Here is a 19802-nt window from a genome sequence, read left to right as displayed (position 1 = left end):
TCACTGGAACACCCGAAAGCCCCTGTCTGTTCCCATCAAAGGCAGTATAGATGCGCTGCACAAACAGCCGGACCTCACGCCATGCCCGCGAAACTCTCGGTCAATCTCAACGCCATCGCCATGCTGCGCAACCGCCGCAACCTGCCATGGCCCAGCGTCACCGGGCTCGGCCGCCTGGCGTTGGCGGCCGGCGCGCACGGGCTGACGGTTCATCCGCGGCCCGACGAGCGCCACACCAGGCATTCCGACCTGCCGGAGATCCGGGCGCTTATCGACGACGAGTTTCCCAAGGCGGAATTCAACATCGAGGGCTACCCGACCGAGGATTTTCTGGCGCTTGTGGAAAGGCACCAGCCGGAGCAGGTGACGCTGGTGCCCGACGATCCGGCGCAGGCGACATCGGACCATGGCTGGAACTTTGCCGCCGAGGCGGCGTTCCTTAACCCGATCGTCAAGCGTCTGAAAAAAGGGGGCTTCCGCGTGTCGCTGTTTTCCGATCCGGATCCCACCGGCGTCAATGCCGCGCGCGACACCGGCGCCGACCGCATCGAGCTCTATACCGGGCCCTACGGCAGCTACCATTCCGATTCCGCCAAGGCGCGGAAGGAGCTGGAAAGATTGGGAAAAACCGCGGATGCCGCAGTCGCCGCCGGGCTCCAGGTCAATGCCGGGCACGATCTGGTGGTGAACAACCTTCCGGCATTGGCAAAGCGCATTCCGGCATTGGCCGAAGTGTCTATCGGACACGGGTTGACAGCCGATGCGTTGGAGTATGGCATGGCCGGCACGGTGGGGCGGTTTCTGAAGGCTTGCGGTTGGTAGCGGTGGAAGGCTCGTGTCGAAGGTGATATCGCATGACAGCAAGCAAGGCGCACCGCGCGGTGATCGGGGAGTAGTCGATGGCTCTTTCCAGCATCGGTAGCGAGGCTGAACCCGTCGAACAACCGAACCACTCCCACACTGAACAGCACAGCACCAAAGTTCTGATGCTGGGCGCGCTTGGCGTCGTCTATGGCGATATCGGCACCAGCCCGATCTATGCCTTCCGCGAGGCGCTTCACGCTTCGCCTGGTACCGACACGCGTATAGATGTCCTGGGCGTGCTGTCGCTGATCGTCTGGGCGCTGACGATTATCGTCACCATAAAATACGTCGCTTTCGTGCTTCGCGCCGACAACAAGGGCGAGGGCGGCACGCTGTCCCTGATGGCGCTGGCGCGCAGCGCCTATCCAAAAGGCGCCAAGCTTATCCTCGGCATCGGACTTTGCGGGGCGTCGCTTTTTTTCGGAGACGCTATCATAACTCCGGCCATTTCCGTGCTGTCGGCAGTTGAGGGCCTGGAAGTGGTGACACCGACGCTGGAGGCCTATGTCGTTCCGATCACCTTGGTCATCCTGGCATTTCTGTTCTCCGTGCAGCGCTTCGGCACGGGGAAGGTGGCGGCAGTATTCGGGCCGGTGACGGCGCTATGGTTCCTGGCCATCGGCGTTTCCGGGCTCTACCACCTGATGGATGATCCTTCGGTGCTGTTGGCGATCAACCCGTATTATGCGATCGCCTACTTAGCCGGCACCCCGACCGCCGCTTTCGTGACCGTTGGTGCAGTGTTCCTGGCGGTAACGGGGGCCGAGGCGCTTTATGTCGACCTTGGACATTTCGGGCGCAAGCCGATCGTGCTCGCGTGGTTTTCCGTGGTGTTTCCTTGCCTGCTGCTCAACTACTTCGGCCAGGGCGCCTTTGTATTGGCGAATGGCGGCAGGCCGACCAATCCATTCTTCGAGATGTTGCCGGATTGGGCGCTGATGCCAATGGTCGGCTTGGCAACGGCCGCCACCGTGATCGCCAGTCAGGCGGTGATCTCGGGTGCTTTTTCGCTGGCACGTCAGGCAGTGCAACTCAACCTGCTGCCCCGCATCGAGGTGCAGCACACGTCCGAAATGCAGAGCGGCCAGATTTATATGCCGCGCGTCAACCTGCTCATCGCCATGGGAGTGATGCTGCTGGTTGTCGGCTTCGGCAGCTCGAGTTCGCTGGCTTCCGCTTACGGAATTTCGGTGACCGGCGAGATGCTGATGACAACCATTCTGCTGTTCGTTGTCATGCGCAATTTGTGGAAATGGCAGCTTGGGCTCGCCCTGGCATTGGCGCTGCTGTTCGGCACCATCGACATGGGTTTCTTCCTGGCGAATGTCGTCAAGATCGTGGAAGGCGGATGGGTGTCAATATCCGTTGCCTGCCTCATGGGGCTGATCATGACCACCTGGATACGCGGCAGCCGCTATCTCTTCGACAAGACCCGGCGCAACGAAATCCCGCTCGATTTCCTCGCCGGCAATCTGCTGAAGAAGAAGCCGCAGCTGGTGTCCGGCACCGCCGTGTTCCTGACCAGCGATCCGCAAAGCGCGCCGACAGCGNTGAAGAAGAAGCCGCAGCTGGTGTCCGGCACCGCCGTGTTCCTGACCAGCGATCCGCAAAGCGCGCCGACAGCGCTGATGCACAGCCTGAAGCACTACAAGGTGCTGCACGAGCAGAACGTCATTCTGTCGGTGGTCACCGCACCGCAGCCGCTGGTGCCCGACAGCGAGCGGGTCAAGATGGAGACAGTCAACGAGTTGTTCATGCGGGTGACGCTGACCTTCGGCTATATGGAGCAGCCCAACATTCCGCGCGCGCTGGCGATCTGCCGCAAGCAGGGCTGGAAGTTCGACATCATGACGACNGCATCGCCCAATTCCGGCATGCCGGTGTGGCAGGACAAGCTGTTCATCGGGCTCGCCCGCTCGGCGGCCGATGCGACGGAGTATTTCCAGATCCCGACCGGACGTGTGGTCGAGATCGGCACGCAGGTGGCGATCTGAGGGTCTCGAACGGATAAATCGTCGAGGAGGCTAATATGAGCGGCGAATTGGTGCTGGTCACCGGCGGGTCCGGCTTCCTCGGCGCTCACTGCATCCTCGAACTGTTGAAGGCCGGCTACCGCGTCCGCACCTCCGTGCGATCGGCCAGGCGCGAAGCCGATGTGCTCGCCATGCTCAAGGCAGGTGGCACGGAGCCCGGTGACGCCCTTTCATTCGCCCATGCCGATCTGATGGCCGACGCAGGCTGGCCGGCGGCGGTGGCCGGCTGCGATTACGTGCTGCATGTCGCATCGCCTTTTCCGCCCGGCGTGCCCACGCATGAGGATGACCTGATCCTTCCGGCGCGCGAGGGCGCGTTGCGCGTGCTGCGGGCGGCGCGGGATACCGGGGTCAGGCGCGTCGTGCTCACCTCATCCTTCGCGGCCGTCGGCTATGGCAAGATGCGCGCGGATGGGCAGCCTTTCAACGAGGAAAACTGGACCGATCCGGCAGGCAAGGTCAGCGCCTATGTGAAGTCCAAGACGCTCGCCGAGCGCGCGGCCTGGGATTTCATCGCCGAGCAGGGCGGCGCGCTGGAGCTTGCGGTCGTCAATCCCGTTGGCATCTTTGGACCGGTGCTCGGCGCGGACCATTCGACCTCGACCGAATTTGTCCAGCGCATGCTGAACGGCGCCGTGCCTGGGCTGCCGCGCCTGTCCTTCGGCGTCGTCGACGCGCGCGACGTGGCGGATCTGCATGTTCGCGCCATGACCCACCCCGCCGCCAAGGGCGAACGGTTCCTCGCTGTCGCCGGCGATTTCATGATGGTCCGCGAGATCGCGCAGACCCTGAAGACGCGGCTCGGGCCGGCGGCGTCGCGCGTCTCGACGCGGGAGTTTCCCGATTGGCTGGTGCGCATCATCGGGCTGTTCAATCCGGAAGCGGCCCAACTCGCAACGGAACTGGGCAAGATCAAGAACGCCACCAACGCCAAGGCGGTGCGCGTGCTCGGCTGGGCGCCACGCTCGCGCGAAGATGCTTTGATTGCCACGGGCGAAAGCCTGATCCGGCTGGGACTGGTCAAGCGACGTAAGTAATTGTGCGGGAGGCCGAACCTTAAGGGCTCGGCGTCCCGCAACGGCAGCTTTCAGCCGGCCAGTGCAGCCTTGTTCGTCTCCAGAAACTGCTTCAGCGGCACCGACTTTCGGCCGGAGAGTTTTTCGACCGCGTCTGTCACCATGCCGAGGTCACCTGCGCGTGCGGCAGCGTCGAACGACACCAGCACCTTGGCGAAGGGTTCAGGCAGGCCGGCCGACTTCATTCCCTCGGTCAGGGCTTCGTCGGAAAGCTGGATGACCTTGATCGGCTTGCTGGTGACCTCGGTGACCAACGCCGCCACTTCGGCAGCCGTATACGCACTGGGGCCGGTGAGCGTGTAAGTCGCGCTTTCGCTGCTGTCCGAGGCGAGCCCCGCTGCGATCGCCGCCGCGAAATCGTCACGCGTGCCGTAGGAAATGGCGCCGTCGCCGGCGGAGGTGTACCACTGACCCGACGCCAGAACCTGCGGCAACGCCATGAACAGGTTCTCGTTATACCAGCCATTGCGGAATATCGTGTAGGGGATCCCGCTCGCCTTGATCGCCTGTTCGGTGTCGTAGTGGTCGGGCGCGAAAACAACCGGCGAACCAGGCTCGGGGTTGGGCATCGAGGTGTACAGCAGGTGGCTGACGCCAGCCTGTTTGGCCGCCGTCACCGCCGCAAGCTGCTGCTCGCGCCGCTTCCCCTGTACCTCAAGTTCGTTGGTCGAGATGACGAGTGCCCGGTCGGCTCCCGCGAAGGCCTCGGCAAGCGATTGCGGGTCGTTGAAGTCAGCGGCTCTGACGACGACGCCGCGCGCCGCCAGATCGGCAAGGTTGGCGGGTGTACGGGTGGTGGCGATGATGCGGTTTGCGGGGATCTTTAATGTGTCCAGCAGGTGGTTGATGACGCCGCGGCCAAGCTGGCCGGAAGCGCCGGTGACGAGAAGGGTTGCGGTCATGGGGGATCCTGAAATTGCGCCGGGTGGCGGGTGCTTCTGACAGTCTCAAAAAGAGACCAGCACTAAAATAAGAATTGACCGGCCACCGTAAAGAAGGCAGTTTTTAGGGAGGTAGGCACCGCCAGGGAACCAGCAGCCATGGACGGCAAGGTCGTCAATCTGAGAACCAAGCTCAATATATTCAAAGCCACCAGCGATGGCGCAAACATTGCCGATTGCCCGGTTCGCGACGTGATGCAGGGCGTGAACGGCAAATGGAGTTCGCTGCTGATGGCGGCGCTCGCAGAGCAGCCCTATCGTTTCGGCGAGTTGCGGCGCCTGGTGCCCGACATCTCGCAGCGCATGCTCACCCAGACGCTCCACGATCTGCAGCGCGACGGCTTTGTTCATCGCGAAGTGTTCCCGACCAAGCCGCCAAGCGTCGAATACAGCCTGACCGATCTCGGCCGTTCGATGTTCGGCGCCTTGCATCAACTGATCCTGTGGGCCGAACTCAACCATGGTGCGGTGCGCAAGGCGCGCGCTGCCTTCGACGCCGGTGGCTGATATTTTGGTCCATGCAGCAAAGGCTTGATTTGACAATGGCGCTGAAGGATTGTCCGGCCAGTAGTTGGGCGGGCAATGGAAAAATCTCTCGACATCGCGATTGCGGGCGCCGGCCCGGCGGGGCTCGCCACCGCGCTCTATCTCAAGCGCGCGGGCCACAACGTCACCATCTTCGAACGTTTCGAGGAACCCAAGCCCGTCGGTTCCGGACTGATCCTGCAGCCGACCGGGCTGAGCGTGCTCGCCGATCTCGGCCTGCTCGACGACATTCTGGCGCTGGGGAGCCGCATCGAGCGTCTGCATGGCGCCGATGCCTCGAGCGGCCGCACCGTGCTCGCCGTGCGCTACGATGCGCAGCCTGGCGGCCGTTTCGGGCTGGCGGTGCACCGGGCGGCGTTGTTCAACATGTTGTTTCGCGCCGCGCAGCGCCAAGGCATCGCCATCGAAACCGGTGTCGAGATCGAGACGCTGGACGTCGGTGAGCGGGCGATCCTGATCTTCGACAAGAGCCGAACGGTGGGGGGCCGCAGGGCAGGGCCGTTCGACCTCGTGGTCGACGCCAGCGGCTCGCGTTCGAAGCTGCGCCGGTGCCTCAACGATCCGGCCCAGCCGCGGCAGCTCACTTACGGCGCGTTCTGGGCCTCGCTCGGCTGGCGCCAAGGCTTCGACGAAAATGCGCTGCTGCAGCGCTACGACAAGGCCAGCGTGATGATCGGCGTCCTGCCGATCGGCCGACCGGAACCGGGCGGGGAAAAGATGGCGGCGTTCTTCTGGAGCCTGAAGCCGGCGGATGCCGAAAACGTGCGCGCGGCAGGGCTCGACGCCTGGAAGGCGAGACTGGTCTCGCTGTGGCCACAGTGCGAGGCGTTCACCAGCCAGATCGACAGCTTCGACCAGCTGTCGCTGGCGCGCTACGGCCATCACACGATGAAGCTGCCGACCGGCCGCCGGCTGGCGGTGATCGGCGACGCCGCGCATTCGACCAGCCCGCAGCTCGGGCAAGGCGCCAACATGGCGCTGCTCGACGCGGCAGCGCTCAGCCATGCCTTGGCACAGACGGGCAACGTCGAGGCAGCGCTGGAAAGCTACGCCCGGGCGCGGCGATGGCATGTCCGGATCTTCCAGCTGCTGTCGCTGGCGCTGACGCCGTTCTACCAGTCGGACGGCACGATGCTGCCCTTCTTCCGCGACAGGCTGGTGGCAACCATCGCCAAAATCCCGCCAGTGCCAAGCGTGCTTGCCTCGATGGTGGCCGGCACGCTGATCGATCCGTTCAGGCGGATCGGGCTAGAGGAGGTGCACTGGCCAGATCATCCGGCGGGATCAGGGTCGAGAGAAACGAATTTCTCGCACGCAGGAATAGACGCAGCCGCTGCGGATAGCCCGGCGCCACGGCACCCTTGATCGAGGCGCGTTCGCTCAACGCCTTGCGCCAGGCCTGGACCAATGGCTTGCCGTCCAGAATGCCGAAATTGCCGATCCGGTCGAAGGCGTCGAGATAGCGGAAGACCGGGCCGTAGACGGCATCGACGAGGCAAAAGCGCTCGCCATTGAACCACGGTCCGGCCTGGTCGGCCAGTTCGTCCTCCAGACGATCGAACATGGCCGAAAGTGCCGTGGACTCTGCCAGGAAGGCGGCCTCCGTCGAAGCCGTGTAGAACCGGCCGATGGCGTTCAATGTCGCCGAGCCGAACTCGATCCAGGCGCGATGCCGGGCACGGGCGTAGGCGTCGGCCGGATGCAGAGGATTGGCTTGCGTCTCCTCGAGGAATTCGAGAATGACGGCGGATTCGAAGATCACCGTCTCCTCGCCATTTGCCTGGACGATCAGCAGCGGCACCTTGCCCAGCGGCGAAATCGCCTTGAACCAGTCCGGCTTGTTGGCGAGGTCGATGGTGACACGCTCAAACGGCACGCCTTTCTCGGCCAGCGAGATCGCCGCGCGCTGCACATAGGGGCATAGATGATGGCTGACGAGAATGAGCTTGCCAGTCATTTCATTCTTCTCAGGCATTTCATTCTTCTCAGGCATGTCACTCTCCCCAGACATAGTTCAACGCGCCGTCCTCCACGCGCGTCGACAGGAACATCAGTCGCGACGCTTTTGGCGCCGGACCTTCAAGCCGATCGCCGCTTTCCATATCGAAGGCGGCACCGTGCCATTGGCAGACCAGCTTGCCGTCCTTGCAGTCGAGCGGCCCGCCGAAATGCAGGCAGACATTGGCCGCGGCACGGACACGCTCGCCGCTGCGCCAGATATGGACCTCGCGGCCGAAGAACGGTGCGATCAGGCTGCCCGTCTGCGGGACGTCGGCGACTTTGCAGATTTCGTGTTTCATGGATCTTTCCCGGATCGATGCAGCTGCATGCATATAGATGCATGTGCATCGATCGTCAAGCTTGATGCTAGTGCATCGATCGTCAAGCTTGATGCAACTGCATCTACCGCCTAGGGTGGGTCATGACCAAAACAACCACGCCTTCGCCCGAAGCCGTCAAGGCCTGGGCCCGCCTGATGCGGGTTTCGCGCCAGCTCATCGAAAAGGCGGAAGAGGCTTTGAAGACTAGCGGCTTGCCGCCGCTCGACTGGTATGACGTGCTGCATGAACTCGCCGAGGCGGGTGAGGGCGGGTTGCGGCCATTCCAGCTGACCGAGCGCACACTGTTTGCGCAGTATAACATCTCGCGGCTTCTGGCGCGCCTCGAGGCAGACGGACTGGTCGAGAAGCTCAGGGCTGCCGATGACGGCCGCGGCCAGACCATCCGCATCTCGGCCAAGGGCCGTCAGACGCGGCGACGGATGTGGGCTGTCTATGGACGGTCTATTGCGGAATTGGTCGGCGCAAAACTCTCCGCCGAGGAGCTGAAGATACTGGCGAGCCTGCTTGGAGAGCTGCGCCATCCGCCCGCCGATGATTGATCCGTAAGAATCTCGTGGTTTGCTCGGCGGCTCTCACGTCGACGATTTTTCTACCGAACCCCTTGCGTCGAGCACAGGATTGCGCAATATGCCGAACCGTAACGTACGGTACGCCGTTTGAGGCGACCCGGCGACCTCATCGAATGGGCAGGAAATTGTTGCAGGCAAGGGCCGAGATCGATACCAGCGAAGTGCTCACAGAGCGGCAAAAGGCCGTCCTGGACGCGGCTTTGCGGCTGCTGGTCGAGGAGGGCGACAATCTGACCATGACGGCGGTGGCGCGCCGCGCCAGCTGCTCGAAGGAAACGCTCTACAAATGGTTCGGCGACCGCGACGGACTGCTGACGGCGACCGTGCAGTGGCAGGCATCGAAAGTGCGCGTGGTGCCGGTCGACGGTGAGCGGCTCGATCTTGCCTCGCTGACGGCAAGCCTGGAAGGCTTCGCCTCGGACTGGCTGAAGGTGATTTCGAGCGATACCTCGATCGCGCTGAACCGCGTCGCGGTCGGCCATGCCGGATCCGGAAAGGACGATCTCGGCGCCATCGTGCTGGAGAATGGCCGTTTCGCGCTGGCCAGACGGCTGAAGCCGGTGCTGCTTGCCGGCAAGCAGGCCGGGCTGCTCGACTTTACGGATGCCGAAATGGCGTTCCGGACCTTTTTCGGGCTGGTCGCCCGCGACGTGCAGATCCGTCTCCTGCTCGGCGACAGGCTGGAATTGACTGAAGCGGCGATCGGCGGCGATGCCGTCCGGGCAACGCAGCAGTTTCTCGCTCTTTATGGAGCAAAAACCGGGCCGCAAGGCCTCTAATCTCTACGGGAAGGAAGCAAAAGATGCGTGTCTATTACGATCGCGACGCCGATCTCAATCTGATCAAGGGCAAGAAGGTCGCCATCATCGGCTATGGCAGCCAAGGCCGGGCGCATGCGCTCAACCTCAAGGATTCGGGCGCCAAGGAAATCGCCATCGGCCTCAAGGCGGGATCGGCGACGGCCAAGAAGGTCGAGGCCGACGGGCTCAAGGTGATGAGCGTGGCGGACGCTGCCAAATGGGCCGATTTGATGATGATGGCGACGCCTGACGAATTGCAGGCCGACATCTACAAAAACGAAATCGCGCCGAACATTCGTGACGGCGCCGCGATCGCCTTCGCGCATGGCCTCAACGTGCATTTCGGCCTGATCGAGCCGAAGTCGACCGTCGACGTCGTTATGATCGCGCCGAAAGGGCCCGGACACACGGTGCGCGGCGAATACCAGAAGGGCGGTGGCGTGCCTTGCCTGGTCGCCGTCAACCAGGATGCTTCCGGCAACGCGCTCGATCTCGCTCTGTCCTACGCCTGCGGCGTCGGCGGCGGCCGTTCGGGCATCATCGAGACCAATTTCCGCGAGGAATGCGAGACCGATCTGTTCGGCGAGCAGGTCGTGCTCTGCGGCGGCCTGGTCGAACTGATCCGCGCCGGTTTCGAGACGCTGGTGGAAGCCGGCTATGCGCCCGAAATGGCCTATTTCGAGTGCCTGCACGAGGTCAAGCTGATCGTCGACCTGATCTATGAAGGGGGCATCGCCAACATGAACTACTCGATCTCGAACACGGCCGAATGGGGCGAATATGTCTCTGGCCCGCGCATTATCACCGCCGAGACCAAGGCCGAGATGAAGCGCGTGCTGAAGGACATCCAGACCGGGAAATTCACCTCGGAGTGGATGCAGGAATACCGCGCCGGCATGTCGCGCTTCAAGGGCATCCGCCGCAACAATGACAGCCACCAGATCGAGGAAATCGGCGCCAAGCTGCGCGCCATGATGCCCTGGATTTCCAAGAACAAGCTGGTCGACAAGGCCAAGAACTAACCCGCAGTCGTCGGGATTGGGAGCAAAGAGCCGGCGGAGCGATCCGCCGGCTCTTTCATGCCGGTTTATCGATCAGGACGCTCAGCCATAGTGCCAATGCGGCTTCGGCTCGGTGCCGGTGAACTCGACGCCGATGCGGTCGTCGCGGCGCCAGCGCACGATGGCCTTGTAGCCGATGCCGTCGACCGGCACATAGAGCAGGAACTCGTCCGGCACGCGCGCGTCTATAGACACTTTCAGCTCGGCGCCGCCGGCATGCATGTTGCGCACCGTGCACTTGACCTCGGAATTGGTGAGGCCGGTCAGAATCGTCGCGCCTTTCAGCACGCGCTGCCGGTGTTTGTTTCGCAATTCGTTGTCGGCCATGACGGCACGTCCTTCGCGACCGGATCGGCGCGATCGTCAGATGGGGCACGATATCACGGATAGGCTGAGCCGATAAACATATGGTTAGCGGTGACCGAGACCAGCCGTCTTTCCCAAATGAAAACGGCGCCGCGATGGGGCGGCGCCGTCGTGTATTGTCGTTTATAGTTCAGCTGTAGGGCGACCAGCATTGCTGGCGCGGGCCATCATAGGGCTGGAACGTGTTGTCCCAGGCCCGGTAGGACCGATAGCGGTCGTAGCACCACTGTACATGGGCGCTGGACAGACGCTGCGTGCGGTAATAGCGGCGGGGCGCCGGCTGCACGTAATAGCCGTCATTGTAATAGCCGTTGTTGTAGTAGCCGTTGTTGTAGATGCTGCCGAGGCCGAGACCCAGGCCGAGGCCGAGAACTGCTGCGGCGCCGGTGTCAAAATCACGGCCGCGATGGTGGCGGTGATGGCGCCAGCGCCAGTTGTCGCCGCCGTTCCAGTTGCCGCCATTCCAGTTGCCGTTGTTCCAGTTGCCTGACCGGGCAAAGCGACGGCCGTCGTGGCGGCGCCACTGCCAATCGTTGAAGGAGCGGCGGTCATTGCCGCCCGCCCAGCTGTCGCGAACCGGTGTGATGTCAGACAATGCGGTGCTTGCCGGCACCGACAAGTCCGGCTGCAGGATCGGGCCCGCGGCGGATGGCGCCGTGAGACCCGAGAAAAGACCGAGCGCTAACAGCCCGGATTTGACTGTGGACGAAAAGAGCGAGCTCATTGCACTCTCCAAGTGATACAGGCCCCACGCCCGGATACCCCAGGGAAGTGGCCTATTGATGGACCTTGGCGTCTGAACGGAGGATGAACGGAAAGGTTCCATCAGCCATGACGAGCAGCCCTTGTTTTCATGGGCGCTTGCAGGCAAAGGTCAGCCCATGTCGCTGCGCCTCGCCACTTTCAATGTCGAAAACCTGATGAACAGGTTCGATTTCTCGGGCTTTCGCAACCAGCTCAACGAAGACCGCACGCTGGCGCTTTTCGACATCCAGAGCGAAGCCGAATACCGGATGCTGGAGCAGGCGCGCGCCATCGCACAGTCCGACGATACGCGCCAGTTGACCGCGCTCGCCATCGCCGCCACCCGCGCCGACATCATCTGCATGCAGGAGGTTGACAACATCGAGGCGCTGAAGGCGTTCGAGTATGGCTATCTCTTCAAGATGGTGGGCGAGGGTTACCGGCAGAAATACACCACCGCCGGCAATGATTCGCGCGGCATCGACGTTGCCCTGATGATGCGCAACGAGACAGCGCAAGGTCAGCCGATCGAATTCGTGCGCATGACCAGCCATGCCTATGTCACGTTCGAGCAGTTCGGATTGCACACGCCTGAACTCGAGGCGCTCGGCAACCTGGCCAATGAACGCATCTTCCGGCGCGATTGCCTGGAGGTCGACATCAAGGTCGGCGGCGTGCCGCTGACGCTTTACCTCGTCCATTTCAAATCGATGGGCTCGCCGCGCAATGGGCTCGACGGCCGCGAGGCGACGATGCCGGTGCGCATCGCCGAGGCGCAAGCCGTGCGCCGCATCATCGAGGAGCGCTTCGGCAAAGAGCACGCAGCCGACAAAAACTGGGCGATCTGCGGCGACATGAACGACTACCGCCAGCGGGTGAAGATCGAGGGCGACGCTATCGACGGCTACCGCTTCCAGGTGATCGACGAGAGCCAGTCCTGTATCGATGTGCTCACCGCCGGCGGGTTTTGCGAGAATGTCGTCGAGCGGCGGCCGGAGATAGACCGCTGGAGTTTCTACCACACGCGCGGGCCGAAGGAGCGGCATCTGTGCCAGCTCGACTACATCCTGCTGTCGAAAGGGCTGGCGGCGAAGAATGCGACGGCGGTTCCCGACATCATCCGCAACGGCCAGCCCTGGCGCACCATCTTTCCGGCCGGACAGGCGGTGGAGCGCTTTCCGCGCGCCGGCTGGGACCGGCCGAAGGCGTCGGACCATTGTCCCGTCGCAATTAGCCTGGACATGGCTTGAGCGCGGTGAGCTTCGACCTGCCGCGCAACGTCATCCTGCCCGTCGACGAAATCGACGTCCGGCTCGACCCCGGCCCGCATCCGTTCGAGCGCGACAACGCGCAGGCGATAACTGACAACTGGCGGCGTGAGGTTACGGCCAATCCGGCGCTGTTCGACGGCACGGTGGTGCTGCTCTCGGCGCTCGCCTGGCGCGACAACCGGATCGTCGGGCGTTGTCACGCTGTGAAGTACTCGACCTTCCTGCTGTGGCGAAAGAACCGGCAGGGGACGGGCGCCGAGCATGCCTATGGTCACGCCATGCTGGTCGCCGGCGACAACGCCCTGGTGGCGATCCGCATGGGCGCGCACACGGTCCCGGCCGGTAGTGTCTACTTCGCTGCCGGCTCGTTCGAGCCGATCGATTTTCGCGATGGCCGCGTCGATGTCGATTTCAACATGATCCGTGAAGTGCGCGAGGAGACCGGGCTTGACCTGACAGGCGCTGCGCGCGGCAAGCGCTACCATGCGCTGTCGACTTCGACCGGCACGGTCCTCTTCCGCCGCTACCACGTCGACGTGCCGGCCGACGAGATTGCGCGGCGCATCAGCGCCTTCATCGCGACCGAGACCGAGCCGGAGATCGAGGGGCCGGTGATCATCCGCCACGCCGCCGACCTGCCGGAAGGGCTGGCGCCGCATATGAAGCCGCTGGTCGAGTGGCATTTTGGCGGTGGCGGGGGCTAACGGCGCGGATTGTTCTGCGCAGCCTTGCGGTCGTTGCGGGCGGCGACGAGGAACAGGATGACGCCGATGCCCAGCAATCCACCCATGACCATGCCCATCGTCTGGCCGACGACTGCCTGAAAATCGGCGGTGACACGATCGGGATTGGTCATGCCGTAGCGGGCGAGATACCACCAAAGTCCCGCAAGGGCGCCTTCGATGATCACCATCGTCAGAATCAGCCGCGCCTTCTTGCTCATTGCCACTCCTTGACCAGATGCTTTGCTCTAAAATTAGCATCGCAGACCGGACGACAACAAGTATTGCCGACGTCGACAAGCACCCATGCTTGTGGATAGCGGTTGGTTGCGGTGGAGCTGATCTGGCGCTTATTCGTGGCGCAGCGCGTCGATCGGGTCGAGCCTGGCGCCGCGCAGCGCCGGGAAGAAGCCGAACACCATGCCGATCAGCGCCGAAAAACCGACGGCGAGCAGGATGACCGCCGGGCTCGGCGCAAACGGTATGGCCAGCGTTGCCGAGGCGAGGCCGGCCAGCGCCAGGCCGATCAGGATGCCGATAATGCCGCCGAGCAGCGACAGCACAGTCGCCTCGACCAGGAACTGGATGAGGATGTGCTTTTCATGCGCGCCGATGGCGAGCCTGATGCCGATCTCGCGGGTGCGCTCAGTGACCGAGACCAGCATGATGTTCATGATGCCGATGCCGCCGACCAGCAGGCTGACGCCCGCGACGGCGCCTAGCATGCCGGTCATGGTGTTCGTGGCGCTGGCCATGGCGTCGGCGATCTGGGTCATGTCGCGGATCGAGAAATCGTCTTCGCGGTCCGGCGTGATGCGGCGGGTGTCGCGCAAAATGTCCTCGACTCGCGGCTGCAATTCGGTGGTCGCGGTGCGGTCGTCGGCGGCGACGTAGATGTTGTCGATGTCGCGGTTGCCAGCGATGCGGCGCTGATAGGCGGCAAGCGGCATCAAGACGACATTGTCCTGATCCTGGCCGAAGCCGGTATAGCCCTTGGGTTCGAGCAGGCCGATGATCTTGCACGAGGTGCGGTTGACGCGGATGATCTCGCCCTCGGGTTCGCCGGCGCCGAAGAATTGCTGGCGCACCGTCTCGCCGATCAGGCAGACGCCGGTGCCCGAGCGTGTCTCCGAGTCGCTGAATGGGCGGCCCGACACCAGCTTCCAGTCGCGGGCGTCGAGATAGGCGCTGTCGGTGCCGGTGACACCCGAGGTCAGGCTCTCGGTGCCGAAGATGACGCGGACTTGTTTCTGCGACGCCGGCGCAATGGCGCGCGCGCCGGTCAGATGGGCGACGAGGGCGGCTACATCCTTGTCGGCCAGAGGCCGTACCGCCTGGTCGAGCCCGCCTGGTCCGCCGGTGCCTGCCGGGCGGCCGGAACGGACGACGAGCAGGTTCGAGCCGAGCTTGGCGATGTCCGACTTGACCTTGGCTGTGGTGCCGGAGCCGATGGTCAGCATGGCGATGACGGCGGCGACACCGATGACGATGCCGAGCAGCGTCAGGAACGAGCGCAGCACATTGCGGCGGATGGAGCGCAGAGAGAGGCGGACGGTTTCCCAGATCATGACGCCAACTCCGACTTGGCCGTGTCGGACGCGACGTGGCCGTCGAGGAAGCGGATGGTGCGCTCGGCATAATCGGCGACATCGGCCTCGTGGGTGACCATCGCGATGGTCAGTCCGAGCTCCCGGTTCAGCCGCGTCAACAGCTCCATGATCTCATGCGTGCGGGCGGTGTCGAGATTGCCGGTCGGCTCGTCGGCGACGAGCAGCGTCGGCCTGGTGACGATGGCGCGCGCGATCGCCACGCGCTGCTGCTGGCCGCCGGAGAGTTCGGCCGGCGTGTGGTGTTCGCGCCCGACCAGGCCGACCTCCGCCAGCGCCTGCATGGCAAGATCGCGGCGCTCGCGGGCCGGCGCGCCGCGATAGATCAGCGGCAGCTCGACATTTTCCGCCGCCGTGGTGCGCGGCAACAGATTGTAGCCCTGGAAGACGAAGCCGATATAGAGATTGCGCAGCAGCGCCCGGCGGTTGCGGTCGAGCCGCCCGGCGTCGATGCCCATGAAGGAGTAGGTTCCGGCCGTCGGCGTGTCGAGGCAACCGATGATGTTCATCGCGGTCGATTTGCCCGAACCGGACGGGCCCATGATGGCGACGAATTCGCCACGCTGGATGGCGAGGTCGACGCCGGCCAGCGCATGGACCTTGGCTTCGCCCTGGCCATAGCTCTTCCAGACCGTGTCGAAACCGATGAGGCCCGCGGCCATGGCGTCAGCTCCGCAGCTGCGAGGTCGTGATAACCTCTGCACCTTCATCCAGCCCGGAGGTGATCTCGGTCAGTTCGCCGTCGGTGGAGCCGATCTTCACGTTGACCGGGTGCGGCCGGCCGTTCTCCAGCACATGGAGCGTGCGTGAGCCGTCGGTGGGCGCCTTCACCGGCTGGCGGCGGTTGCCGCCACGGCCCATGCGGCCGGTGAACAGATCGCTGAGGCTCCACGCGCGGGCAGCAGGTGCCGATGGCCGATAGCGAAACGCTGTTGAAGGCACGGTGAGCACGCTCTTGGCCTGCCTGGTGACGACCGAAACCGTGGCGGTCATGCCGGGCCGCAGCAAAAGCTCGTTATTGTCGACTTCCAACCGCGCATTGTAGGTGACGACGCCGTCAGTGGTGACCGAGGCGTAGGAGATGTCGCGGATCTCGGCGTCGAACGGCCGCTCCGGAAAGGCATCGACGGTGAAGCGTGCATGCTGGCCTGGTTTGACCGCGCCGATATCGGCCTCGTCGACCGCCGCCACCAATTCCATGTTCCTCAAATCGGCGGCGATGATGAACAGAACCGGCGCCTGCAGCGAGGAGGCGACCGTCTGGCCGGGGTCGACGGAACGCGTCAAGACGATGCCGTCAATCGGCGCATAGATGGTGCTCTTGGCAAGGTCGGTCTGCTGCGCCTTGAGATCAGCCTGGGCGATGGCGAGATTGGCCTGCGCACTATCGAGCGCCGCCTTGGAGCGGTCGCGCGTGGCAGTCGCCGCCTCGAGCGACTGGTCGGTCGCCATGCCACGCCTGGTCAGTTCGGCCGCGCGGGTGAGGGCGCTTTCGTTCTCCTTGAGGGTTACCGTGGCGTCCTCGACATTGGCGGCAGCGGCCTTGGCCGAGGCTTCGGCGCGTTCGATCTGGACCTCGAGTTTCACCGTGTCGAGCGTCGCCAGCACGTCGCCCTTCTTGACCTGCTGGTTCTCTTCGGCCGAGACCGAGCGGATGATGCCGGACAGCTCGCTTGAAATGTCGACCTGGGTGAGGGGCTGCAGCGTGCCGGTCGCCGATACCGCCACGGTGAGGTCGGCAATGGTGGCCGGCGTTGTGGTGTAGTCGATCTTGGCCGGGGAGCCGGCATACCATTGGTAGCCGGCGAGGCCGCCGGCAAGGGCGATCAGCGCCAGCAGCGCGTAAAGCCAGCCACGACGGCGCGTCTTGCGCACACCACTCTGGTCAAGTCCAAGCGCCGCCTCGATGGCGGAATCCGATTCCGTCTTTGGCAGATTGACAAGCTGGTCCACGCCGGACCCCTATGAAAGCGTAATGTCCCTATATGTGCACAGATCAGGCTTGGTGGTTCGAATATCAAATTAAATTTCGGCCATGTTCGGATTGAGGCGGAAGGTTTTTCAAGATGCAGACCCGCAATTACTTGCTCTACGATGTGTTTACGACGGAGCGGCTGGCCGGCAATCCGCTGGCCGTCGTGCTCGACAGCCAGGGGCTGGACACAGCCGCCATGCAGGCCATTGCGCGCGAGTTTAACCTGTCCGAATCGGTCTTCGTGCTGCCAGCGGACAATCCAAAACATCGCAACCGCATCCGCATCTTCACGCCCGACTATGAAATGCCGTTTGCCGGCCACCCGACCGTCGGCGCCGCGATCGCGCTGGCCGAATTGACAGGCGAGGGCGAAGCCGGCATCTTCGTGCTGGAGGAGAATATCGGCCCGGTGCGCTGCGCCGTCAGCCGGCACGATGGCGCCACCTTTGCCGAGTTCGACCTGGCGAAGCTGCCGGAGCCGCTGAAGCTCGATGCCGACCCGGAGGCGATCGGCGCCGCCCTCGGGCTGGCGCCGCACGAGATCGGCTTCGAGAATCACCTGGTGTCGTTCTGGTCGGCAGGCGTGCCTTACGTCACCATTCCGGTTGCCAATCTGGAGGCTGCCGGCCGGATCAAGCTCGACAACCAGGTCTGGTCGGAACTGGCGCCGCGCAAGAGCGAATGGGCCTTCGCCAGCCCGTATGTCTATTGCCGCCAGACGGTGAACCATGACAGCGCCTTCCATGTCCGCATGATCGTGCCGGGCACGCCGTCCTATGAAGACCCGGCGACCGGGTCGGCGGCGGCGGCCTTTGCCGGCGCCATCATGCATTTCGATGCGCCCACCGACGGCATTTCGCAGCTGTGGATCGAGCAGGGGCTGGAGATGGGCCGCCCGTCACGTATCCGCTTGGAACTCACTGTCGAAGGCGGAAAACTGGCCTCCGCGCGCATCGGCGGCCATGCCATCAAGGTGGCGGAAGGCAGGCTGTTCGTGTGACCGCCTGCGGCAGTTCAGCGATTTGTCGGGAAATGATTCCGGCAGGGCTGGACAGGACCGGTATCGGCGGCTATATGCCCGCCAACGCCGGTTTTACCGGTCGAGTGGGTGCGTAGCTCAGTTGGTAGAGCAGCTGACTCTTAATCAGCGGGTCCACAGTTCAATCCTGTGCGCACCCACCAAATTTCTAGAAGAGTTGGTGGAAGACCTTGGAATGCCGGACGCGTTGACGCGCCTCGACATGCTGGGGCAGGTTTGCCTTAAACTCGGCGGCCGGTAAGCCGGTGCGCTATTTGGCGAAGGAGTGAAGGCCGCGCTGGATTAAGAAAAGCCCGGAAGCCGAAGCCGCCATCAATTAAAGCCAGTTTGAAACCACGGACTGGTGTCATACCCTAAGCGCGGATTATAATGATCCAGGAAGTTTTCGGCCCTATTTGACGGTCGCGCAACCACGGTGCCCGTCGATTTGCAATCCGGTTTCGCGGTCGGCTTGCTGCCAGCCTTCTTATGAGCTGTAGAACACGAGGTTGTAGCCTGAGCGGTGGCCACCTTTTTCTTCTCTTTCGCAGCAGCTGCTCCGGTAGCGGCCAATACTATTGCTACGCCAAAGACAACGAGTTTCATTGAAAACGCCCTCACCCTGCCCAATCCGTAATGATTGCGCCTGGTCACCGTTACGTCAATCACATTTTGTCGGCAACGGCGGCGAATAGTGCCAGTAAAAAGAGCCCACCACAGAAGCAGCGGGCCAACCCCCAGGTGGGGAATCTTTCAGCGGCCGTGCTGTTCGAGCCACCAGCCCGGAATGCCAGTGATCGGCCCGACGATGGTCAGTGAAGGTTCGGGCCGGCGCCCTCCCGTCAAATCGCTCTAGCTACTTCTCCGAAACACCAGCCTCGGCAAAGCTCGCCATGCCCGTGTGGCACTCCAGCGCCGAGCGGACGATGTTGACGGCTAGGCAGGCGCCGGAGCCTTCGCCGAGCCGCATGCCGAGGTCGAGCAGCGGCGGCAGGCCGAGCACTTCGAGCAGGCGGCGGTGGCCGGATTCGGCCGAGACATGGGCGGCGATGGTGTGGGCGAGGCCAGACGGGTGCAGCCGCGCCAAGGGCGCTGCCGCGGCCGTGCAGACGAAGCCATCGAGCAGCACCGGGACATTGTTGCGGCGGGCGGCGAGCGTGGCGCCGAAGGTGGCGGCGAGTTCTCGTCCGCCAAGGGCGGCGGCGATCTTCAGCGGGTCGGACAGCGCGTCGGCATGGCGCTTGAGGCCGGATTCAATGGCGATGACCTTGCGCTTCAGCCCGGCATCGTCGACGCCGGTGCCGCGCCCGGTCCATTTTTCAGCGCCGCCGCCGAACAGGGCGGTCGAGATGGCGGCCGCCGGCGTGGTGTTGCCGATGCCCATCTCGCCGAAACAGACGAGGTCGAGGTCTTTCGTCACCGCGTCATAGCCAGCCGAGACGGCGGCGAGGAAGTTTTTTTCGTCCATTGCCGGCACGTCAGTGAAGTCGCCGGTCGGATGATCGAGATCGAGCGGGATGACGTCGAGTTCCGCGCCGGCGATGCGGGCAAGCTGGTTGATGGCGGCGCCGCCGCCGGCGAAATTCGCCACCATCTGCACCGTCACTTCCGAGGGAAAGGCTGAAACGCCTTGCGCCGTCACACCGTGGTTGCCGGCGAACACGAAGACTTTGACGCGGTCGAGTTTCGGCATGTCGCGACCCTGCCAGCGCGCCAGCCAGGCGGCGAGAGTTTCCAGCCGGCCCAGGCTGCCTTGAGGCTTGGTCAGCGTGTCCTGGCGGCGGGCGACGGCGTTGGCGGCGGTATCGCTGCCGGCAGGCAGATCGAGACAGGCGGCGCGCAGTTCGTCGAATGATTTGAATGGCAT

The 19802-nt window shown here is 63.7% G+C and carries 21 protein-coding genes, 1 tRNA gene and 1 pseudogene; 12 read left to right on the top strand and 11 right to left on the bottom strand.

The window, feature by feature from the left end:
* Nucleotides 1–81 precede the first annotated feature (81 nt).
* The 3 genes from X727_RS157130 to X727_RS157140 all read left to right on the top strand — a co-directional run bounded on the left by X727_RS157130 (nt 82) and on the right by X727_RS157140 (nt 3934).
* Entirely contained in the window at nt 82–822 is a 741-nt protein-coding gene (locus X727_RS157130; protein ID WP_023714735.1) for a pyridoxine 5'-phosphate synthase, read from the top strand.
* 77 nt (nt 823–899) lie between these two features.
* Nucleotides 900–2858, top strand: coding sequence for a potassium transporter Kup (locus X727_RS157135; protein WP_023833880.1), 1959 nt, complete (start codon nt 900–902; stop codon nt 2856–2858).
* A 35-nt stretch (nt 2859–2893) separates the two neighbouring features.
* Nucleotides 2894–3934 carry an aldehyde reductase gene (locus tag X727_RS157140; RefSeq protein WP_023833879.1) on the top strand — a complete coding sequence of 347 codons (1041 nt, stop codon included), beginning with the start codon at nt 2894–2896 and terminating at the stop codon, nt 3932–3934.
* Nucleotides 3935–3984: 50 nt separating this feature from the next.
* Here the strand turns inward: X727_RS157140 and X727_RS157145 are convergent, their stop codons facing one another.
* A complete protein-coding gene (locus X727_RS157145; RefSeq protein WP_023833878.1) occupies nt 3985–4875 on the bottom strand; it encodes an SDR family oxidoreductase in 891 nt (296 codons plus the stop codon).
* 138 nt (nt 4876–5013) lie between these two features.
* Here X727_RS157145 and X727_RS157150 point away from each other — a divergent pair, with 138 nt between their 5' ends.
* Nucleotides 5014–5421 carry a helix-turn-helix domain-containing protein gene (locus X727_RS157150; RefSeq protein WP_023690335.1) on the top strand — a complete coding sequence of 136 codons (408 nt, stop codon included), beginning with the start codon at nt 5014–5016 and terminating at the stop codon, nt 5419–5421.
* A 75-nt stretch (nt 5422–5496) separates the two neighbouring features.
* Nucleotides 5497–6729: pseudogene (locus X727_RS157155) on the top strand (NAD(P)/FAD-dependent oxidoreductase); the annotation flags it as partial.
* Here the strand turns inward: X727_RS157155 and X727_RS157160 are convergent.
* Nucleotides 6695–7453, bottom strand: a complete 759-nt coding sequence (locus X727_RS157160; protein WP_023833876.1) for a glutathione S-transferase family protein — start codon at nt 7451–7453, stop codon at nt 6695–6697. The pseudogene X727_RS157155 and the gene X727_RS157160 overlap by 35 nt on opposite strands.
* A 1-nt stretch (nt 7454) precedes the next feature.
* A complete protein-coding gene (locus X727_RS157165) occupies nt 7455–7760 on the bottom strand; it encodes a Rieske (2Fe-2S) protein (RefSeq protein ID WP_023833875.1) in 306 nt (101 codons plus the stop codon).
* Between the two features lie 122 nt (nt 7761–7882).
* Here X727_RS157165 and X727_RS157170 point away from each other — a divergent pair, with 122 nt between their 5' ends.
* The 3 genes from X727_RS157170 to ilvC all read left to right on the top strand — a co-directional run bounded on the left by X727_RS157170 (nt 7883) and on the right by ilvC (nt 10193).
* A complete protein-coding gene (locus X727_RS157170; RefSeq protein ID WP_023668376.1) occupies nt 7883–8341 on the top strand; it encodes a MarR family transcriptional regulator in 459 nt (152 codons plus the stop codon).
* A gap of 143 nt (nt 8342–8484) precedes the next feature.
* Complete coding sequence (locus tag X727_RS157175) at nt 8485–9150, top strand: TetR/AcrR family transcriptional regulator (RefSeq protein WP_245264573.1); 666 nt, start codon at nt 8485–8487, stop codon at nt 9148–9150.
* A gap of 23 nt (nt 9151–9173) precedes the next feature.
* Entirely contained in the window at nt 9174–10193 is a 1020-nt protein-coding gene (gene ilvC, locus X727_RS157180) for a ketol-acid reductoisomerase (RefSeq protein WP_023830148.1), read from the top strand.
* 81 nt (nt 10194–10274) lie between these two features.
* Here the strand turns inward: ilvC and X727_RS157185 are convergent, their stop codons facing one another.
* Together X727_RS157185 and X727_RS157190 are read right to left on the bottom strand one after the other, a co-directional pair.
* Nucleotides 10275–10559, bottom strand: a complete 285-nt coding sequence (locus tag X727_RS157185) for a PilZ domain-containing protein (protein ID WP_023685169.1) — start codon at nt 10557–10559, stop codon at nt 10275–10277.
* A gap of 169 nt (nt 10560–10728) precedes the next feature.
* Nucleotides 10729–11322, bottom strand: coding sequence for a BA14K family protein (locus X727_RS157190; protein ID WP_023830149.1), 594 nt, complete (start codon nt 11320–11322; stop codon nt 10729–10731).
* Between the two features lie 157 nt (nt 11323–11479).
* On the opposite strand from X727_RS157190, the gene X727_RS157195 reads away from it, so the two are divergent.
* Both X727_RS157195 and X727_RS157200 read left to right on the top strand, forming a co-directional pair.
* On the top strand, nt 11480–12592 hold the full coding sequence (locus X727_RS157195; protein WP_023833874.1) for an endonuclease/exonuclease/phosphatase family protein: 1113 nt from the start codon (nt 11480–11482) through the stop codon (nt 12590–12592).
* 5 nt (nt 12593–12597) lie between these two features.
* Nucleotides 12598–13317, top strand: coding sequence for a hypothetical protein (locus X727_RS157200; RefSeq protein WP_023698356.1), 720 nt, complete (start codon nt 12598–12600; stop codon nt 13315–13317).
* Here the strand turns inward: X727_RS157200 and X727_RS157205 are convergent.
* From X727_RS157205 to X727_RS157220, 4 genes are all read right to left on the bottom strand, one after another.
* The gene (locus tag X727_RS157205) at nt 13314–13556 is read right to left on the bottom strand and encodes a hypothetical protein (RefSeq protein ID WP_023833873.1); all 243 of its coding nucleotides are present in this window, start codon (nt 13554–13556) and stop codon (nt 13314–13316) included. The genes X727_RS157200 and X727_RS157205 overlap by 4 nt on opposite strands.
* Nucleotides 13557–13685: 129 nt before the next feature.
* A complete protein-coding gene (locus X727_RS157210) occupies nt 13686–14903 on the bottom strand; it encodes an ABC transporter permease (RefSeq protein ID WP_023833872.1) in 1218 nt (405 codons plus the stop codon).
* Nucleotides 14900–15604, bottom strand: a complete 705-nt coding sequence (locus tag X727_RS157215; RefSeq protein WP_023685174.1) for an ABC transporter ATP-binding protein — start codon at nt 15602–15604, stop codon at nt 14900–14902. The genes X727_RS157210 and X727_RS157215 overlap by 4 nt, the downstream gene beginning before the upstream one ends.
* A gap of 4 nt (nt 15605–15608) precedes the next feature.
* Nucleotides 15609–16895 (bottom strand): efflux RND transporter periplasmic adaptor subunit, encoded by a 1287-nt coding sequence (locus X727_RS157220; RefSeq protein WP_023833871.1) that lies wholly within the window; start codon nt 16893–16895, stop codon nt 15609–15611.
* Between the two features lie 113 nt (nt 16896–17008).
* Between X727_RS157220 and X727_RS157225 the strand changes: the two genes are divergently transcribed.
* Together X727_RS157225 and X727_RS157230 are read left to right on the top strand one after the other, a co-directional pair.
* Nucleotides 17009–17917 (top strand): PhzF family phenazine biosynthesis protein, encoded by a 909-nt coding sequence (locus X727_RS157225; RefSeq protein ID WP_023833870.1) that lies wholly within the window; start codon nt 17009–17011, stop codon nt 17915–17917.
* 106 nt (nt 17918–18023) lie between these two features.
* Nucleotides 18024–18099 (top strand) — tRNA-Lys (locus X727_RS157230).
* 169 nt (nt 18100–18268) lie between these two features.
* Here the strand turns inward: X727_RS157230 and X727_RS1000000167805 are convergent.
* Complete coding sequence (locus tag X727_RS1000000167805) at nt 18269–18541, bottom strand: hypothetical protein (protein ID WP_155923538.1); 273 nt, start codon at nt 18539–18541, stop codon at nt 18269–18271.
* A 250-nt stretch (nt 18542–18791) separates the two neighbouring features.
* Nucleotides 18792–19802 (bottom strand): nicotinate-nucleotide--dimethylbenzimidazole phosphoribosyltransferase, encoded by a 1011-nt coding sequence (gene cobT / locus X727_RS157235; protein ID WP_023744658.1) that lies wholly within the window; start codon nt 19800–19802, stop codon nt 18792–18794.

It is taken from the genome of Mesorhizobium sp. L103C105A0 (assembly GCF_000502215.1).
In the GTDB taxonomy this organism is placed as follows: Bacteria; Pseudomonadota; Alphaproteobacteria; order Rhizobiales; family Rhizobiaceae; genus Mesorhizobium.
The sequence above is the reverse complement of the archived record's forward strand: the minus strand, read 5'-3'. Positions and strand labels throughout refer to the sequence as shown.

What these genes read in the sequence shown, in the direction of transcription:
- X727_RS157150 (WP_023690335.1), top strand. Translation starts at nt 5,014, where the DNA reads ATGGACGGCAAGGTCGTCAATCTGAGAACCAAGCTCAATATATTCAAA.
- cobT (WP_023744658.1), bottom strand. Translation starts at nt 19,802, where the DNA reads ATGCCATTCAAATCATTCGACGAACTGCGCGCCGCCTGTCTCGATCTG.
- X727_RS157165 (WP_023833875.1), bottom strand. Translation starts at nt 7,760, where the DNA reads ATGAAACACGAAATCTGCAAAGTCGCCGACGTCCCGCAGACGGGCAGC.
- X727_RS157215 (WP_023685174.1), bottom strand. Translation starts at nt 15,604, where the DNA reads ATGGCCGCGGGCCTCATCGGTTTCGACACGGTCTGGAAGAGCTATGGC.
- X727_RS157140 (WP_023833879.1), top strand. Translation starts at nt 2,894, where the DNA reads ATGAGCGGCGAATTGGTGCTGGTCACCGGCGGGTCCGGCTTCCTCGGC.
- X727_RS157130 (WP_023714735.1), top strand. Translation starts at nt 82, where the DNA reads ATGCCCGCGAAACTCTCGGTCAATCTCAACGCCATCGCCATGCTGCGC.
- X727_RS157145 (WP_023833878.1), bottom strand. Translation starts at nt 4,875, where the DNA reads ATGACCGCAACCCTTCTCGTCACCGGCGCTTCCGGCCAGCTTGGCCGC.
- X727_RS157210 (WP_023833872.1), bottom strand. Translation starts at nt 14,903, where the DNA reads ATGATCTGGGAAACCGTCCGCCTCTCTCTGCGCTCCATCCGCCGCAAT.
- X727_RS157160 (WP_023833876.1), bottom strand. Translation starts at nt 7,453, where the DNA reads ATGCCTGAGAAGAATGAAATGCCTGAGAAGAATGAAATGACTGGCAAG.
- X727_RS157175 (WP_245264573.1), top strand. Translation starts at nt 8,485, where the DNA reads ATGGGCAGGAAATTGTTGCAGGCAAGGGCCGAGATCGATACCAGCGAA.
- ilvC (WP_023830148.1), top strand. Translation starts at nt 9,174, where the DNA reads ATGCGTGTCTATTACGATCGCGACGCCGATCTCAATCTGATCAAGGGC.
- X727_RS157205 (WP_023833873.1), bottom strand. Translation starts at nt 13,556, where the DNA reads ATGAGCAAGAAGGCGCGGCTGATTCTGACGATGGTGATCATCGAAGGC.
- X727_RS157195 (WP_023833874.1), top strand. Translation starts at nt 11,480, where the DNA reads ATGTCGCTGCGCCTCGCCACTTTCAATGTCGAAAACCTGATGAACAGG.
- X727_RS157225 (WP_023833870.1), top strand. Translation starts at nt 17,009, where the DNA reads ATGCAGACCCGCAATTACTTGCTCTACGATGTGTTTACGACGGAGCGG.
- X727_RS157170 (WP_023668376.1), top strand. Translation starts at nt 7,883, where the DNA reads ATGACCAAAACAACCACGCCTTCGCCCGAAGCCGTCAAGGCCTGGGCC.
- X727_RS1000000167805 (WP_155923538.1), bottom strand. Translation starts at nt 18,541, where the DNA reads ATGAAACTCGTTGTCTTTGGCGTAGCAATAGTATTGGCCGCTACCGGA.
- X727_RS157185 (WP_023685169.1), bottom strand. Translation starts at nt 10,559, where the DNA reads ATGGCCGACAACGAATTGCGAAACAAACACCGGCAGCGCGTGCTGAAA.
- X727_RS157190 (WP_023830149.1), bottom strand. Translation starts at nt 11,322, where the DNA reads ATGAGCTCGCTCTTTTCGTCCACAGTCAAATCCGGGCTGTTAGCGCTC.